The organism is Luteimonas sp. A534 (assembly GCF_054072805.1).
Genome location: NZ_JBSVRR010000005.1, coordinates 41,044 through 55,204 on the forward strand (window position 1 = coordinate 41,044; position 14,161 = coordinate 55,204).

Sequence of the window (14,161 nt, forward strand, 5' to 3'; positions counted from 1 at the left end):
GCGCACTATACCGTGGCGGATGGTGATGCACAGGTGCCCCGCGTCACGGTCGGCACCGGTTATCTTGGGGTTCCGCCACCCAGGCCCGACGCCACGCATGTTCGTCTCCATCCCGACGCGCTCACGCCCGGCGCTGCGCTGGGCCACCCCGTTGCTGTGCGCGACCCTGTGGGCGGTGTACCTGTGGGCGAGCACGCGTCCGGAGACCGTCGAGCAGGCCTTGATGGCGCGCTGGGGCGCATTGACCGGAGGCCTCGCGCCGGGTGACCTGCTGGCTTCGTGGGCGGATGGCGAACGCGGCCTGCGCCTTCTCACCGCCCTGTTCGTGCATGCCGACTGGGCGCACCTGCTCGGCAACCTGGTGTTCCTGCTGATCTTCGGCCTGCCGGCGGAGCGCGTGATGGGGCCGCTGCGGCTGCTGACCCTGTTCATGGTCGGCGGCGCGGTCGCCAACCTCGCCACCGTGCTCGTGATCGACACGCCCGACCGCCTGGTGATCGGTGCCAGCGGCGCGGTGTCGGCGCTGATCGGCGCCTATCTCGCGCTGTTCCCCCGCGCCCACCTGGGCGTGGTGCTGCCGTTGGGCCTGTTCCTCGAATTCGTGCGCGCGCCGGCCTCGCTGCTGATCGGGATCTGGGCCCTGCTGCAGGTGGTGTTCGCCTATATCGGCCCGGCCTTCGGGGCCGTGGCGTGGTCGGCGCACGCGGTGGGCTTCGCCTTCGGCGCTCTGTTCGCCCTGCTTTCGCGGCGCGCCATCGCGCGCCGCCTGCGCCGCCAGAAGGGTTACTGAGTCAGGCTCACGACACGGGCTCCGGTTCCGGCTGCGGTTGCGGCACCGGCCCCGTCGCCGGTGGGGCGCATGAGCCGCCTTCGGCGAGTCTGCGCAGCACGGCCATGGCCGCCTTGATCGGCTCCTCGCCGTCGAGCACCTCGCCTGGACCACTGTCCTCGCCACCGTCCGCCGCGAGGTGTCCGGGCAGCGCGGCTTCGCCGAAAACGCCGACAGCTTCGCCCTTGCCATCGATCACCACGTCGGGCTCGATGCCGCGGGCCTGGATGGAGGTGCCATCGGGCGTGTAGTAGCGCGCGGTGGTGAGCTTGACCGCATCGCCGTTGTCGAGCGGCATCACCGTCTGCACGGAACCCTTGCCGAAGGTGCGGCTGCCGACGATGCAGGCGCGGCCGTTGTCGCCCAGCGCCCCGGCCAGGACCTCGGAGGCGCTGGCGGAACCGGCATCGACCAGGACCACCACCGGGCGCCCACCCATGCGGTCGCCCGGGGTGGCGCTGAACGCGGTATCGCCAATCTGGATGCGGCCGCGGGTGCTGACGATGTCGCCGGTCTCGAGCAGGTCGTCGGCAATCTGCACCGCCGACGTGAGCAGCCCGCCCGGGTTGCTGCGCAAGTCGACCAGGAGCCCGCGCAGGCCGGCGCCACCGGCCTCGCCGTTGAGCCTGTCCACGGTCTCGCCGAAGTCCGAGGCGGTATCGACCTGGAACCCGGCAATGCGGATGTAGCCGAAACCCGGCTCGCGGATGCTGCCGCGCACGCTGGGCGTGCGGATCACCGCGCGCGCCACCCGCAGCTCCAGCGGCTCGGCCTCGCCTTCGCGGACGATGGTGACTCCGACCTCGGTGCCCGGCGGCCCCCGCAGCGGCCCGCTGCCCTCGTGGCTCTCGAGCGACAGCGCTTCGCCGTCCACGGCGATGATCAGGTCGCCGGAACGGATGCCGGCGCGCTGGGCCGGGCTGTCGTCCATCGCCGCCACCACGCGCATGCGGCCGTCGGGAAGCTGCATCACCTCCACACCGATGCCTTCGTAGGCACCGCTGGCGCCCTCCTCGAAGGCCTCGGCGTCGCTGCGCTGCAGGTAGGCGCTGTGCGGGTCGAGATCCAGCAGCAGGCCACGGATTGCCGCCTGCATCAGCTCGTGGTCGTCGACCTTGTCGACGTGGCCGGCACGCACGGCGTTGAACACCAGCACGAAGCGGCTGATCTCATCCAGCGGCACCGTGCTGGCGGGGGATGCCTCGGACTCCCGGCGGACCGCTTCGCTCGGGTCGCCTGGATCGGCGGCTTCGGCCGGATCAGCCGGATCGGCGTCATCCGCGGGCTCGTCGGGGTCGGCCGGAGCGGCGTCATCCACCGACTCCCCGGCATCCTGCGTGGCGGGTGGCGCTTCGCGCGGCGGCTCGGATGGCAGCTCCTGCGCAATGGCGGGCAGGGCCAGCAGGCTGGCGAGGGCGAGCGTCAACAGGCTGGCACGCATGCGGAACTCCGGTCGGGACAGGGATGGGACAGCGCGCCGGGGCGCGCGTTCCGATTATGCCGCCGGCGCGCGATGGCGCCGTTCAGCGCTTCTGCAGCCAGGCCCCGGGATCGACCGGCTTGCCGTCGCGGCGCAGCTCGAAGTACAGGGCCGCGCGGCCCTGGCCACCCGATGTGCCGACGGTGGACACGGCATCGCCCCGGCGGACGCGATCGCCGGGACCCTTGAGCAGGCTGTCGTTGTGCGCGTACAGGCTCATGTAGCCGTTGCCGTGGTCGATGATCAGGATCAGGCCGTAGCCGGTCATCCATTCCGCGAACACCACCGTGCCCTCGGCCACGGCGGTGACCGGGCTGCCCGCCGCGGCGCCGACCAGCACGCCCGAACTGCGGCGGCCGTCGGGCATGCGTGCGCCATAGCCCGCCAGCAGGCTGCCGGTGAGCGGCCACGAGAGTCCACCGACCTGCACCGGTGCCGTGCGCGCCACGGCGACGCGCGGCGCATCGGGCACCGGGCTGCCCGGTGACGTACCGGTGCCCGCGGTCGGCGTACCGGTGTCGCGGCGGGCCGCGGCCGCGCGGCGGGCCGCCTCGGCCCTGCGCTCGGCCTCGGCCTTGCGCGCCGCTTCGCGCAGGCGCGCGAGCAGCGATTCAAGCGATTTCGCGTCGGCGCCCAGTGCCTTTTCGCGGTCGCTGCGATCCTTGTAGCGGGCATCGAGCGCCGCCACCGCCTTGGCACGCTCGCCGCGCTCGCGCTCCAGCGCCGCGGCCTGCGCACGCTGGCGCGCGCCGGCTTCGGCCAGTGCCGCGCGCTCGTCGGCGATGGACTGCTCCATCGCCTCCAGTCCGGCCAGTTCGTTCGACAGCTCGGTGATGCGGGCGCTGCGTCCGCGCTGCAGATAGCCGTGGTAGGCCAGGCTGCGGTTGGCGCCGGCGACGTCGTCCTGCGCCAGCAGCAGCTTCAGGGGCGCGGCGCCGCCGACGGTATAGGCCGCGCGCAGCAGCGCCGCGAGTTCGGCGCGCTGCGCCGACATGCTGTCGGCCAGGACGTCGCGCCGGGCCTGCAGCTCGGCCAGCGCCTGCTGCTGGCGCGCGATCGCGGCCTCGGTATCGGCCAGCTCGCGCGCGTTGCGGGCCACGCGCTCGTCGGCATCGCGCAGCGCGCGGCTGGCGTCGCCGCGCTGGCCTTCGATGCGGCGGCGCTCGCGACCGACCTGGTTGAGTTCGCGCTTGACGGTGTCGAGCCGGCGCTGCGCGTCGCGGCTGTCCTGCGCCGCCAGCGGACCGGCCGGAAACAGCAGCAGCGCCAGCAGCAGGGCGGACGCCGCGGACGCCACCTGCATGCGGAAAGAGCGGCTCGCGCTAGCCGCTTCGATGCTCACGCCAGCAGGCTGCTGCCGGTCATCTCCGCCGGCTTCGCCACGCCCAGCAGGTCGAGCATGGTCGGCGCGAGGTCACGCAGGGCGCCGCCCTCGCGCACCCGCACGCCGGCGCGGTTGCCGACGTAGATCAGGTCCACCGGGCCGACGGTGTGCGAGGTGTGCGGCTGGCCGGTGACCGGGTCGCGCATCATCTCGACGTTGCCGTGGTCGGCGGTGACCAGCAGCTCGCCGCCCCGTGCGGCCACCGCGGCGGCGACCTCGCCCAGGGCCTCGTCCACCGCTTCCACGGCCTTGATCGCGGCCTGCAGGTCGCCGGTGTGGCCGACCATGTCGGGATTGGCGAAGTTGCAGACCACGGCGTCGAAGCGACCGGAGTCGATCGCGGCCACCAGCTTCGCGGTGACTTCGGGACAGCTCATTTCAGGCTGCAGGTCGTAGGTGGCGACCTTCGGGCTCGGCACCAGGATGCGCTCCTCGCCGGCGAACGGCGCTTCGCGGCCGCCGTTGAAGAAGAAGGTGACGTGCGCGTACTTCTCGGTCTCGGCGATGCGCAGCTGGGTGAGGCCGTTTGCGCCCAGCACTTCGCCGAGCGTGTTGCGAAGGTCGTCGGGCGGGAATGCCAGCGGCGCCGGCAGCGTGGCGTCGTATTCGGTCAGGCAGGTGAAGCGCGCCAACGCCGGACGGCGTGTCTGGAAACCGTCGAAATCCGGCGCCACGAACGCGGCGGTGAGCTGGCGCGCGCGGTCGGCACGGAAATTCATGAACACCACGACGTCGCCATCGCGCACCGGGCCGGCGCCTGCGATGGCGGTAGGCGCGACGAACTCGTCGTTCTCGCCGCGCGCGTAGGCGGCTTCGAGCGCGGCCATGGCGTCGGGCGCGTGCTGGCCGGACGTCGCTTCCACGATCGCGTTCCAGGCGCGCTGCACCCGGTCCCAGCGCCTGTCGCGGTCCATGGCGTAGTAGCGTCCGCTGACGCTTGCGATGCGCGCGTTGCCCGCGGTGGCGCAGGCCTCGGCCAGCGCGCGCAGGCTGGGCGCGGCCGAACGCGGCGGCATGTCGCGGCCGTCGGTGAAGGCGTGGACGGCCACGCGCGCCACGCCCTCGCGCTTCGCCAGTTCGAGCATCGCGAACAGGTGCGCCTCGTGGCTGTGCACGCCGCCCGGCGACAGCAGGCCCATCACGTGCAGGGTGCCGCCGCTGGCATTCACCGCGGCGCAGGCCGCACGCAGTTCGTCGTTGCCGAAGAAGCTGGCGTCGGCGATCGCAGCGTCGATGCGCGTGAGGTCCTGGTAGACCACGCGCCCGGCACCGATGTTCATGTGCCCGACCTCGGAGTTGCCCATCTGGCCGTCGGGCAGGCCGACGTGCGTGCCCTCGGTGTGCACCAGGGCGTGCGGATGGGCGGCGAACAGGCGGCGCCAGTTGGGGATGTCGGCGAGCGCCAGGGCGTTGTCGCGGGGATCGTCGCGGTGCCCCCAGCCGTCGAGGATCAGCAGCACCACCGGCGTCTGGCGGCGGACGGAGACAGGTTCAGGCACGACGTTCGACCCTGTGACGATGGACAGATGCATTGTACCGCCGGCGGGTCCAGACTCGCCGCATGACCAGCATCCGCACCTCCTGTTTCGTCCTCGCGCTCACCGCCTTCGTGACTGCCGGATCGGCGTGGGCGGCGGAAGATATCGTGCGCACCAACGGCGCCGTCGCCACTACTGCCGGCGGCGAGTACGGCCGCCTGGCGACCACCAACGGCAGCATCCGCATGGCCGACGGCGTCACCGCCGGGCCGGCGTCGACCACCAACGGCAGCATCAGCACCGGCAACGACGTCACCGCGGAAAGCCTGTCCACGGTCAACGGCAGCATCCGCGTCGGCGAACGCGCGCGTATCACCGAGAGCGTCGAAACCGTGAACGGCAGCGTGCTGATCGATCGCGGCAGCAAGGTCGGCGGCAACGTCGGCAACGCCAACGGCGCCATCGGCCTGATCGCGACCGAGGTCCGTGGCGACGTCGAGATGTCCAACGGCGACCTCACCATCGGCATCGGCTCGCACGTCCACGGCGGCGTGCGCGTGCGCAAGGCGGGCAGCAACTGGATGCCGATCCGCGTCAGCACGCGGCGCCAGCGCGTGATCATCGGCCCGGGCGCGGTGGTCGATGGTCCGCTGGAATTCGAGCGCGAGGTGGTGCTGTACGTGCACGACACCGCGCGCATCGGCGCGGTCACCGGCGCCGAACCCGTCCGCTACTCCACGCCCACCGCCCCGCCCCGCGGCGACGACTGAAACGGCCCCCCGCCCCCCCGCGGGCGCCGAGCGCATAGAATCGGGGGTTCCTTACACGCAGGACCCGAACGAATGCGACCAACCCACCTCGTGCTCAGCCTCGCCGTCACCGCGGTGCTGGCCGCATGCAGCGGCGAGCCCGCTCCCGCCACCGGAGACACCGCGGCCACGGCTGCCTCCAGCCACGCGTTCAACCCCGAACTGGACAAGGGCGACTTCGCCGAGATGGTGCGGACGATGTCCTCCGACGCCTTCGAGGGCCGCGCGCCGGGTTCCGCCGGCGGCGAGATGACCGTCGAGTACATCAAGGCGCAGTACGAGCGCATCGGCCTCGAGCCCGGCGGCGACGACGGCACCTTCTTCCAGACCGTGCCCATGGTCGAGACCACCGCCGACGAATCCACCGTCCTGCGCATGGACGTGGCGGGCAAGGCCGGAGAGCTCAAGTTCGGCACCGACATGGTGATCGGCACCCGCACCGGCGAAGCCGAGATCAAGGTGGCCGACAGCGAACTGGTGTTCGTCGGCTACGGCGTGGACGCGCCGGAGCTGGGCTGGAACGACTACGCCGGCATCGACGTAAAGGGCAAGACCGTGGTCATCCTGGTCAACGACCCCGGCTTCCACGCCAACGACGAGACGCTGTTCGAAGGCGAGCGCATGACCTATTACGGGCGCTGGACCTACAAGTTCGAAGAGGCCGCGCGCAAGGGTGCCGCCGCCGCGCTGATCATCCACGACACCGCCGGCGCCTCCTACGGCTGGGACGTGGTGAAGAACTCCTGGTCCGGGCCGCAGTTCGACCTGCGCGCATCCGACGATCCGGAACCGCGCCTGCCGGCACAGGGCTGGCTGAGCGCCGACGCCGCGAAGCAGCTCTTCGCCGACGCCGGACAGGACCTGGACGCGTTGTACACCGCCGCCAACACCCGCGGCTTCACCGCCGTTCCGCTCGATGCGCGCGTCTCGTTCGACCTCGCCAGCACCACCCGCGAGAGCTCCTCGCGCAACGTGGTCGGCATCCTGCGGGGCAGCGAGGCGCCTGACGAAGCGATCGCCTACATCGCCCACTGGGACCACCTCGGCAAGCACGAGGGCGAGGGCGACACGATCTACAACGGCGCCATCGACAACGCCACCGGCGTCGCCGGCATCATCGAGATCGCGGAGAAGTTCAAGGCCGACGGCCAGCCGAAGCGCTCGATCGCCTTCATCGCCGTGACCCTTGAGGAGTCGGGCCTGCTCGGCTCGAAGTACCAGGTCGCGCACCCGGCGTTCCCGCTCGACAAGACCGTGGCGGTGGTGAACCTCGACGCCATGAGCGTGGCCGGTCCGTCGCGCGACATGGTCGTGGTCGGCCAGGGCAACTCGGAGCTCGAGGACGTGCTCAAGACCTTCACCGATGCCCAGGACCGCACCATCGTGGCCGAAGGCAATCCGGCGGGCGGCTTCTTCTTCCGCTCCGACCACTTCAACTACGCCAAGGCCGGCGTGCCTGCGCTGTACGCGAAGGGCGGCGACGACCTGCTCGAGGGCGGTCCGGAAGCCGGTGCCGAGTACGCGCGCGCCTACACCGAAGTTGCGTACCACAAGCCTGCGGACGAGTTCGACCCGGCCTGGAACCTCGACGGCGTAGTCCAGGATCTTGAAGTGCTCTACGGCGTGGGCCGCACCCTGGCCGACGACGGCAGCTGGCCGAACTGGTACGACGGCAACGCCTTCAAGGCCGCGCGCGACGCGATGCGGGCCGACGCCGAGTAACCACGCGACCCGAGGCCAGGCATGGCCACACGGAACGGCGCCGAAAGGCGCCGTTTCCGTTTCTGTTTCTGTTTCTGTTTCCGCCACCGCGATCCCGGACCCGGATGCGCGACGGCCGGCGCGGCCATGGCGTCCGGCCCCCGCAAGCTGCTCTACTCCAGGGACCTTCCGGGAGACCTCGCCATGACCCTCGCCATCGCCTACTGGTGCATCCTGATCGCCGCGCTGCTTCCCTATGCCTTGGCCATCATCGCCAAGACCTCCGCGCCCGGTTTCAACAACCGCAATCCGGGCGCCTGGCTGGCGAAGCAGGACAACTACCGGGTGCAGCGCGCAAACGCTGCCCACCTCAACGCCTTCGAAGCCTTCGCACCGTTCGCGGCCGCGGTGCTGATGGCGCAGCTGGCCGGGGTCGACCATGGCCGCATCGCGCTGCTCGCGCTCGTCTTCGTGGCCATGCGCATCGCGCACGGCGTGTTCTACGTCGCCGACGTGCAGCTGGTGCGCAGCCTGTCCTGGCTGGTCGGCTTTGCCTGCGTGGCGGCGCTGATGGTGATGGCGGCGCTAAGCGCCGCCTGAGTGATGCGTCCGGGCCTCGACCGGGCGCAGATCCCCTCTCTGTATCGCCGACCGGCAGGTAGGGGCGGCCATGTGTCCGTGGGCCGTTACAGGCCCGCCACCACCAGACGCACACGCGCGAAGTTGCGCTTGCCCACCTGCAATACGCCCTCAAAGCCGGGCCCCAACGCGGCACCGGGATCCTCGACCACGTTGCCATCCACTTTGACGGCGCGCTCCTTCAGCTTGCGGTTCGCCTCCGAATTGGACGGCGTGATCCCGGCCGCGGTGAGCAGCGCGGCGATGCGCAGGCCTTCCGCCGGCACCACCACGTCCTGCAGCGGCAGCAGCGAGGTGTCGCCCTGCCCGGTCACCGCCGCGCGCCAGCCGGCGATCGCGGTCTCGGCCGCGGCGGCATCGTGGAAGCGCGTGGCCAGTTCGCGCGCAAGGCGCAGCTTCACTTCGCGCGGGTTGAGCGTGCCTGCGGCGACGTCGGCCTTGAGCTTCGACGCCTCCGCGATGCCGATCTCGAAGCTCAGCAAGTCGATCCAGTCCCACATCAGGTCGTCGCCGACCTTCATGGTCTTGTTGACGAAGTCGATCGCCGGATCGGTCACGCCGATGTAGTTGCCCAGCGACTTGGACATCTTGTTGACGCCGTCCAGCCCCACCAGCAGCGGCATGGTCAGCACCACCTGGGGCTTCTGCCCGTGATGCTCCTGCAGGCCGCGACCCATCAGCAGGTTGAACTTCTGGTCGGTGCCACCGAGCTCGACGTCGGCCTCGAGCGCGACCGAGTCATAGCCCTGCACCAGCGGGTAGAGGAATTCGTGGATCGCGATCGACTGCTGCGCGGCGTAGCGTTTTGCAAAGTCGTCGCGCTCGAGCATGCGCGCCACCGTGAGCTGGCCGGCGAGGCGGATCATGTCGGCCGCGCCCATCTTCCCGAACCACTCCGAGTTGAAGCGGACCTCGGTGCGCTCGCGGTCGAGCACCTTGAACACCTGGTCCTCGTAGGTCTTCGCGTTGGCGAGCACGTCGTCGCGGGTCAGCGGCTTGCGGGTGGCGCTCTTGCCCGAGGGGTCGCCGATCATCCCGGTGAAGTCGCCGATCAGGAACACCACGGTGTGCCCGAGGTCCTGGAACTGCCGCATCTTGTTGAGCAGCACCGTGTGGCCCAGGTGCAGGTCGGGCGCCGTGGGGTCGAAACCGGCCTTGACCCGGAGCGGGCGCCCGGACGCCAGGCGGGCCTCGAGCTCTTCGCGCTTGAGGAGCTCGTCGGCACCACGGGCGATGAGTTCGATGGCGGCGGACGCGGGGGCGGGCGGGGGAGACATCTGTGACAAGGCCTTGAATCCTGTGTGCACCGCAACACGGAAAGTGTGACGCGGTTCTAAGTGGTTGTTATCACGAAGTTAAAATATTAACCCGGCGGAAACTTCATTGGCGTCAATCGTTTGACGCATGATCTTCGCGTGATTATGGTGGCGTCGTGACGTGCCCGTCACGCACGGGCCGGGAGTCCGATCCACACCATGACGACGCCTGAATCGCCCCAGTCACCGGACGCGCAGCACACCAGCCGCGCCCGCCTCGACAACCTGCGCGAACTCGAGCGCCAGGCCGCCGCCAACCAGCAACACGTCGACACCGCGGACCTAACCGCCGGCAACCGCCGCTGGTCGCGGCGACAGTGGGCCCATGCCAGCCTCGCGGCCACCGCAGGCGCGCTGTTGCTCGCCATCGTGCCCGGTTTCAATACCGCCGTCGACGTTCCGCACAGCAGCCGCCTGACCACGCTGTCGCTGTCGCTGCCTGCGCAGCCAGTGGTGGCCGCGCAGGCGCTTCCGGCCAACGAGTGGATGCCGGTGACGGTGGAGAAGGGCCAGACGCTGGGGGCGATCTTCGCCGACCTGGACATCCCCGCCAGCACCATGCACACCCTGCTCGCGCACCCCGGCGCGCGCGACGCCCTGACCCGGCTACGCCCCGGCGTCCAGCTCGGCTTCGCGTTCGACCCGCCGGCGGCCGACGACAAGCGTGCCGGCCTGCGCGCGCTGCGCTACGACCGCAACGAGACCCAGCGCGTGGAACTCGCACTGGCCGGCGACGACGTCGTTGAAACCGTAATCGAGCGCCCCATCGAGATCCGCACCACCGTGGTCAGCGGCAAGGTCGGCCGCTCGCTGTTCCACTCCGCGCGCAAGCTCGGCCTGTCGGGATCCAGCATCAACATGCTGACCGACGAGATCTTCCAGTACGACATCGACTTCAACACCGACGTCACCCAGAACGACCGCTTCAGCGTGGTCGTCGAGCAGGTCTACCGCGAGGGTGAGCTGCTGCGGACCGGCAACGTGCTGGCGGCGGTGTTCACCGCCAAGAACAAGCCCTTCACCGCCTTCCGCTTCGAGCACGAGGGCAAGGCCCAGTACTACAACGAAGAAGGCCGGCCGCTGAAGAAGAGCTTCATCCGCATGCCGATCCAGTACGCACGCCTGAGCTCGCGCTTCGGCTCGCGCCGGCACCCGGTGAGCGGCAACGTGCGCCAGCACAAGGGCGTGGACTACGCCGCGCGCACCGGCACCCCGATCATGGCCGCCGGCGACGCCCGCGTGCAGTTCAAGGGCTGGCGCGGCGGCTACGGCAACACCGTGATCCTCGACCACGGGCGCGGCTACACCACGCTGTACGCGCACATGTCCGGCTTCGGCAACATCCGCCAGGGCCAGCGCGTCAGCCAGGGCACGGTGATCGGCCGCGTCGGCACCACCGGCCTGTCCACCGGCCCGCACCTGCACTACGAGTTCCGCATCAACGGCGTGCACCGCAACCCGCTGCAGCACACGATGCCCGAGCCCGAGCCGCTCAAGGGCACCGCGCTGATCGCGTTCAAGGCCCAGACCGGGCCGGCGCTGGCGCGCATCCGCACGGTCGAAGACGTCATCTACGCCCAGGTGCCGGCCGCGGACGACGACACGCGCGTCGCCGCCGCCGACCGCGACACCACCGCGGCCCGCGGCCGGGGCTGATCGCCCCTGCGCCGCGCCAAGCCATCGACGGGCTTGCACGCATGGCCGGTCCGCGCCGCTTCCTTGGACTGATCTCCGGTACCAGCGCCGACGGCATCGACGCCGCGCTGGTCGACTTCGACGGCGACGATGCAGCTGCCCGGCCGTCGCTCCGCTTCGCCCGCACCTATCCCTGGGATCCCGCGCTGCGCGCACGACTGGTCGCGCTCGGCCAGCAGGGCGCATCTCTCACCCTGGACGACGTCGGCGAACTCGACGTGGCCATCGGCCGCGCCTTTGCGGCGGCCGCGCTGGCAGCGCTCGACGACGCCGGCACCGCGGCGGCGGACATCACCGCGATCGGCTCCCACGGCCAGACCCTGCGCCACCGCCCGCATGGCGTCCTGCCCTTCAGCCTGCAGCTGGGATGCGCGGCGAGCATCGCCGAACGTACCGGCATCACCACCGTCGCCGGATTCCGTGCCCGTGACGTCGCCGCCGGTGGCCATGGCGCACCGCTGGTGCCGGCGCTGCACGCCGCCCTGCTGCACGAACCGGGCGAGTCGCGCGCCGTGCTCAACCTCGGCGGCATCGCCAACTTCACCCTGCTGCCGGCCGAAGGCCCGGTGCGCGGCTTCGACACCGGTCCGGCCAACGGCCTGATGGATGCGTGGTGCCTGCACCACCGCGGCGAAGCCTATGACCGCGGCGGCGCCTTCGCGGCCAGCGGCCACGTGGACAAAACGCTGCTGGCGCGCCTGCTGGACGAACCGTGGTTCGCGCTGCCGCCCCCGAAATCCACCGGCCGCGACCAGTTCCACCTCGGCTGGGTGGAGTCGCGGCTGGCCGGCACGGAGTCGCCCGCCGATGTTCAGGCCACGCTGCTGGCGCTGACCGCCCATACCGTGGCCGACGCGCTGCGCGCCACCCAGCCCGGCACCGCGCGCGTGATCGCCTGCGGCGGCGGCGTGCACAACGCGGCGCTGATGGCGGCGCTGGCCGGTGAACTGCCGGGCATGGTGGTGGAATCCAGCGCAGCGCATGGCCTGGATCCGGACGCGATCGAGGCGATGGCCTTTGCCTGGCTGGCGCGGGAAACGCTGGCGGGCCGGCCGGGCAACCTGGCCACGGTCACCGGCGCAGCCGGGCCACGCGTGCTCGGCGCCATCCACCCCGCAACCCCGCTCTTGTAGGCGGTCAGGGCGTCTTGTCGTCGGGAACCTGGCCGATCATCGAAAAGACGCCGTCCGGGACGCCTTCCAGCGCGGCGATCGCCGCCTGCAGCACGTCGGCCTCGGAGTTGTCGAAGCCGAGCTTGCCGTCGCCCTCGATCGCGTACAGGCCCTGCTCCAGCAAGTGCAGCAGGGCGTGCGACAGCGCCCAGCCGCGGCGCTCGGCCACGCGCTTGATGCGCTCGAGCAGCACTTCGTCGATGTCCTTGAGAACGATGTCGGTCACGGCCGGCGTCCAGTGGGCGCTCACGAGCGGGGCACCCTGTCATTGATACGACGACGCGGCCCCGGCGGCAAGCACCTCCCCCTGCTCACGCGCCATCCCCGGTCGTCGCGGGGACCACGTCATCCCCGCCGGCGCGCACCCGCGGCTTCAGCCAGAAGAACAGCAGCACCGCCGGCACCGCCACCACCGCGGTGATCAGGAAGTAGGTGGCATAGCCGCCGGTACTGGTCTCGACGATGGCACCCGAGAAGAAGCCCAGCACCTTGCCCGGCAGCATGATCAGCGATGAGAACAGCGCGTACTGCGTGGCCGTGTAGCGCGTGTTGACCAGTGCCGACAGGTACGCGACCGCGGTGGTGCCGAGGAAGCCCTGGGCCAGGTTCTCGCCCGAGATCACCAGGGTCAGCAGGCCGATGTCGCCGTTGGCGCCGATCAGGACCAGGTACAGCAGGTTGCTCGCCGCGCCCAGGATGATCGCCGCCAGCAGCGGCCAGTGGATGCCCCAGCGCGCCACCGCCACGCCGCCGAGGAAGACCCCGGCGATGCCGACCCAGATGCCGTAGACCTTGGTCACCGCGGCGATCTCGGTCTTGCTGAAGCCCTGGTCGAGATAGAACGGGCCGATGATGCCGCCGACCAGCGCCTGGTCGGAGATCTTGATCGACAGGATGAAGAGCAGCACCACCAGGCCGACGCCGCCGCCGAAGCGGCGGAAGAAGTCGGCGAACGGCTCGACCACGCCCTCGCGCAGGCCCGCCGCCCAGCCCGCGGTGCGCACGCGCATTACTTCGGGCTCGGTCGCCACCAGGCAGGCCACCAGCGGCACCAGCATGCAGGCGGCCATCAGGCGGTACACGTTCGGCCAGGCGGCGTGGTCGGCCAGCACCAGGGCCAGCGCGCCGGACACGATCAGCGCGATCCGGTAACCCAGCGAGTAGGTCGCCACCAGTGCGCCCTGTGCGGACGGCGGCGCGATTTCGACGCGATAGGCGTCCACGGCGATATCGAGCGTGGCGCCGGAGAAGGCCACGAACAGCGTCAGCGCGACGAAGACCGTCAGCCGCTCCGGCGTCAGCGCCGACATCGCCAGCAGGCCGACCATCACGCAGGCCATCGCCAGCAGCAGCCAGCCGCGACGCTGCCCGAAGCGGCCCAGCAGCGGCAGCCGCCAGCGGTCCACCAGCGGCGCCCACACGAACTTGAAGGAGTACGCCATGCCCGCGCTCGCGATCATGGTGATTTCCCGGAGCTCGATCCCGCCCTCGCGCAGCCAGTACGCCAGCGTGCCGGCCACCAGCAGGAACGGCAGCCCCGAGGCGAAGCCGAAGAAGAACATCGTCCACGCCGCGGGCTGCGCGAACGCACGCCACGCGGAGGGCTTCGGCGGCGCATCGGCGCCGGCGGCGGTACTCATGCGCGGGGACCTGCGAAC

12 protein-coding genes are annotated in these 14,161 nt (G+C 70.8%); 6 read left to right on the forward strand and 6 right to left on the reverse strand.

Annotated features, from left to right (window positions below; genetic code table 11):
• Nucleotides 1-97: 97 nt before the first annotated feature.
• A complete protein-coding gene (locus ACW5F0_RS12010) occupies nucleotides 98-790 on the forward strand; it encodes a rhomboid family intramembrane serine protease (protein ID WP_456966161.1) in 693 nt (230 codons plus the stop codon).
• Nucleotides 791-797: 7 nt separating this feature from the next.
• Here the strand turns inward: ACW5F0_RS12010 and ACW5F0_RS12015 are convergent, their stop codons facing one another.
• From ACW5F0_RS12015 to gpmI, 3 genes are all read right to left on the reverse strand, one after another.
• A complete protein-coding gene (locus tag ACW5F0_RS12015) occupies nucleotides 798-2,270 on the reverse strand; it encodes a S41 family peptidase (protein WP_456966160.1) in 1,473 nt (490 codons plus the stop codon).
• Between the two features lie 82 nt (nucleotides 2,271-2,352).
• Entirely contained in the window at nucleotides 2,353-3,612 is a 1,260-nt protein-coding gene (locus ACW5F0_RS12020) for a murein hydrolase activator EnvC family protein (RefSeq protein WP_456999811.1), read from the reverse strand.
• A gap of 35 nt (nucleotides 3,613-3,647) precedes the next feature.
• Nucleotides 3,648-5,192 carry a 2,3-bisphosphoglycerate-independent phosphoglycerate mutase gene (gpmI, locus tag ACW5F0_RS12025; RefSeq protein ID WP_456999812.1) on the reverse strand — a complete coding sequence of 515 codons (1,545 nt, stop codon included), beginning with the start codon at nucleotides 5,190-5,192 and terminating at the stop codon, nucleotides 3,648-3,650.
• 62 nt (nucleotides 5,193-5,254) lie between these two features.
• On the opposite strand from gpmI, the gene ACW5F0_RS12030 reads away from it, so the two are divergent.
• The 3 genes from ACW5F0_RS12030 (at nucleotide 5,255) to ACW5F0_RS12040 (ending at nucleotide 8,281) form a co-directional block, all read left to right on the forward strand.
• Entirely contained in the window at nucleotides 5,255-5,941 is a 687-nt protein-coding gene (locus tag ACW5F0_RS12030) for a hypothetical protein (RefSeq protein WP_456999813.1), read from the forward strand.
• Between the two features lie 72 nt (nucleotides 5,942-6,013).
• Nucleotides 6,014-7,702 carry a M28 family metallopeptidase gene (locus ACW5F0_RS12035; RefSeq protein ID WP_456999814.1) on the forward strand — a complete coding sequence of 563 codons (1,689 nt, stop codon included), beginning with the start codon at nucleotides 6,014-6,016 and terminating at the stop codon, nucleotides 7,700-7,702.
• A gap of 183 nt (nucleotides 7,703-7,885) precedes the next feature.
• On the forward strand, nucleotides 7,886-8,281 hold the full coding sequence (locus ACW5F0_RS12040; RefSeq protein ID WP_456999815.1) for an MAPEG family protein: 396 nt from the start codon (nucleotides 7,886-7,888) through the stop codon (nucleotides 8,279-8,281).
• 86 nt (nucleotides 8,282-8,367) lie between these two features.
• On the opposite strand, the gene tyrS is transcribed toward ACW5F0_RS12040, so the two are convergent.
• A complete protein-coding gene (tyrS, locus tag ACW5F0_RS12045; RefSeq protein ID WP_456999816.1) occupies nucleotides 8,368-9,597 on the reverse strand; it encodes a tyrosine--tRNA ligase in 1,230 nt (409 codons plus the stop codon).
• 198 nt (nucleotides 9,598-9,795) lie between these two features.
• Here tyrS and ACW5F0_RS12050 point away from each other — a divergent pair, with 198 nt between their 5' ends.
• Together ACW5F0_RS12050 and ACW5F0_RS12055 are read left to right on the forward strand one after the other, a co-directional pair.
• Entirely contained in the window at nucleotides 9,796-11,292 is a 1,497-nt protein-coding gene (locus ACW5F0_RS12050; RefSeq protein ID WP_456966153.1) for a M23 family metallopeptidase, read from the forward strand.
• A gap of 41 nt (nucleotides 11,293-11,333) precedes the next feature.
• On the forward strand, nucleotides 11,334-12,464 hold the full coding sequence (locus tag ACW5F0_RS12055; RefSeq protein ID WP_456999817.1) for an anhydro-N-acetylmuramic acid kinase: 1,131 nt from the start codon (nucleotides 11,334-11,336) through the stop codon (nucleotides 12,462-12,464).
• 4 nt (nucleotides 12,465-12,468) lie between these two features.
• Here the strand turns inward: ACW5F0_RS12055 and ACW5F0_RS12060 are convergent, their stop codons facing one another.
• Nucleotides 12,469-12,729 (reverse strand): hypothetical protein, encoded by a 261-nt coding sequence (locus ACW5F0_RS12060; RefSeq protein ID WP_456966151.1) that lies wholly within the window; start codon nucleotides 12,727-12,729, stop codon nucleotides 12,469-12,471.
• An 85-nt stretch (nucleotides 12,730-12,814) separates the two neighbouring features.
• On the reverse strand, nucleotides 12,815-14,143 hold the full coding sequence (locus ACW5F0_RS12065; RefSeq protein ID WP_456966150.1) for an AmpG family muropeptide MFS transporter: 1,329 nt from the start codon (nucleotides 14,141-14,143) through the stop codon (nucleotides 12,815-12,817).
• Nucleotides 14,144-14,161: the final 18 nt, after the last annotated feature.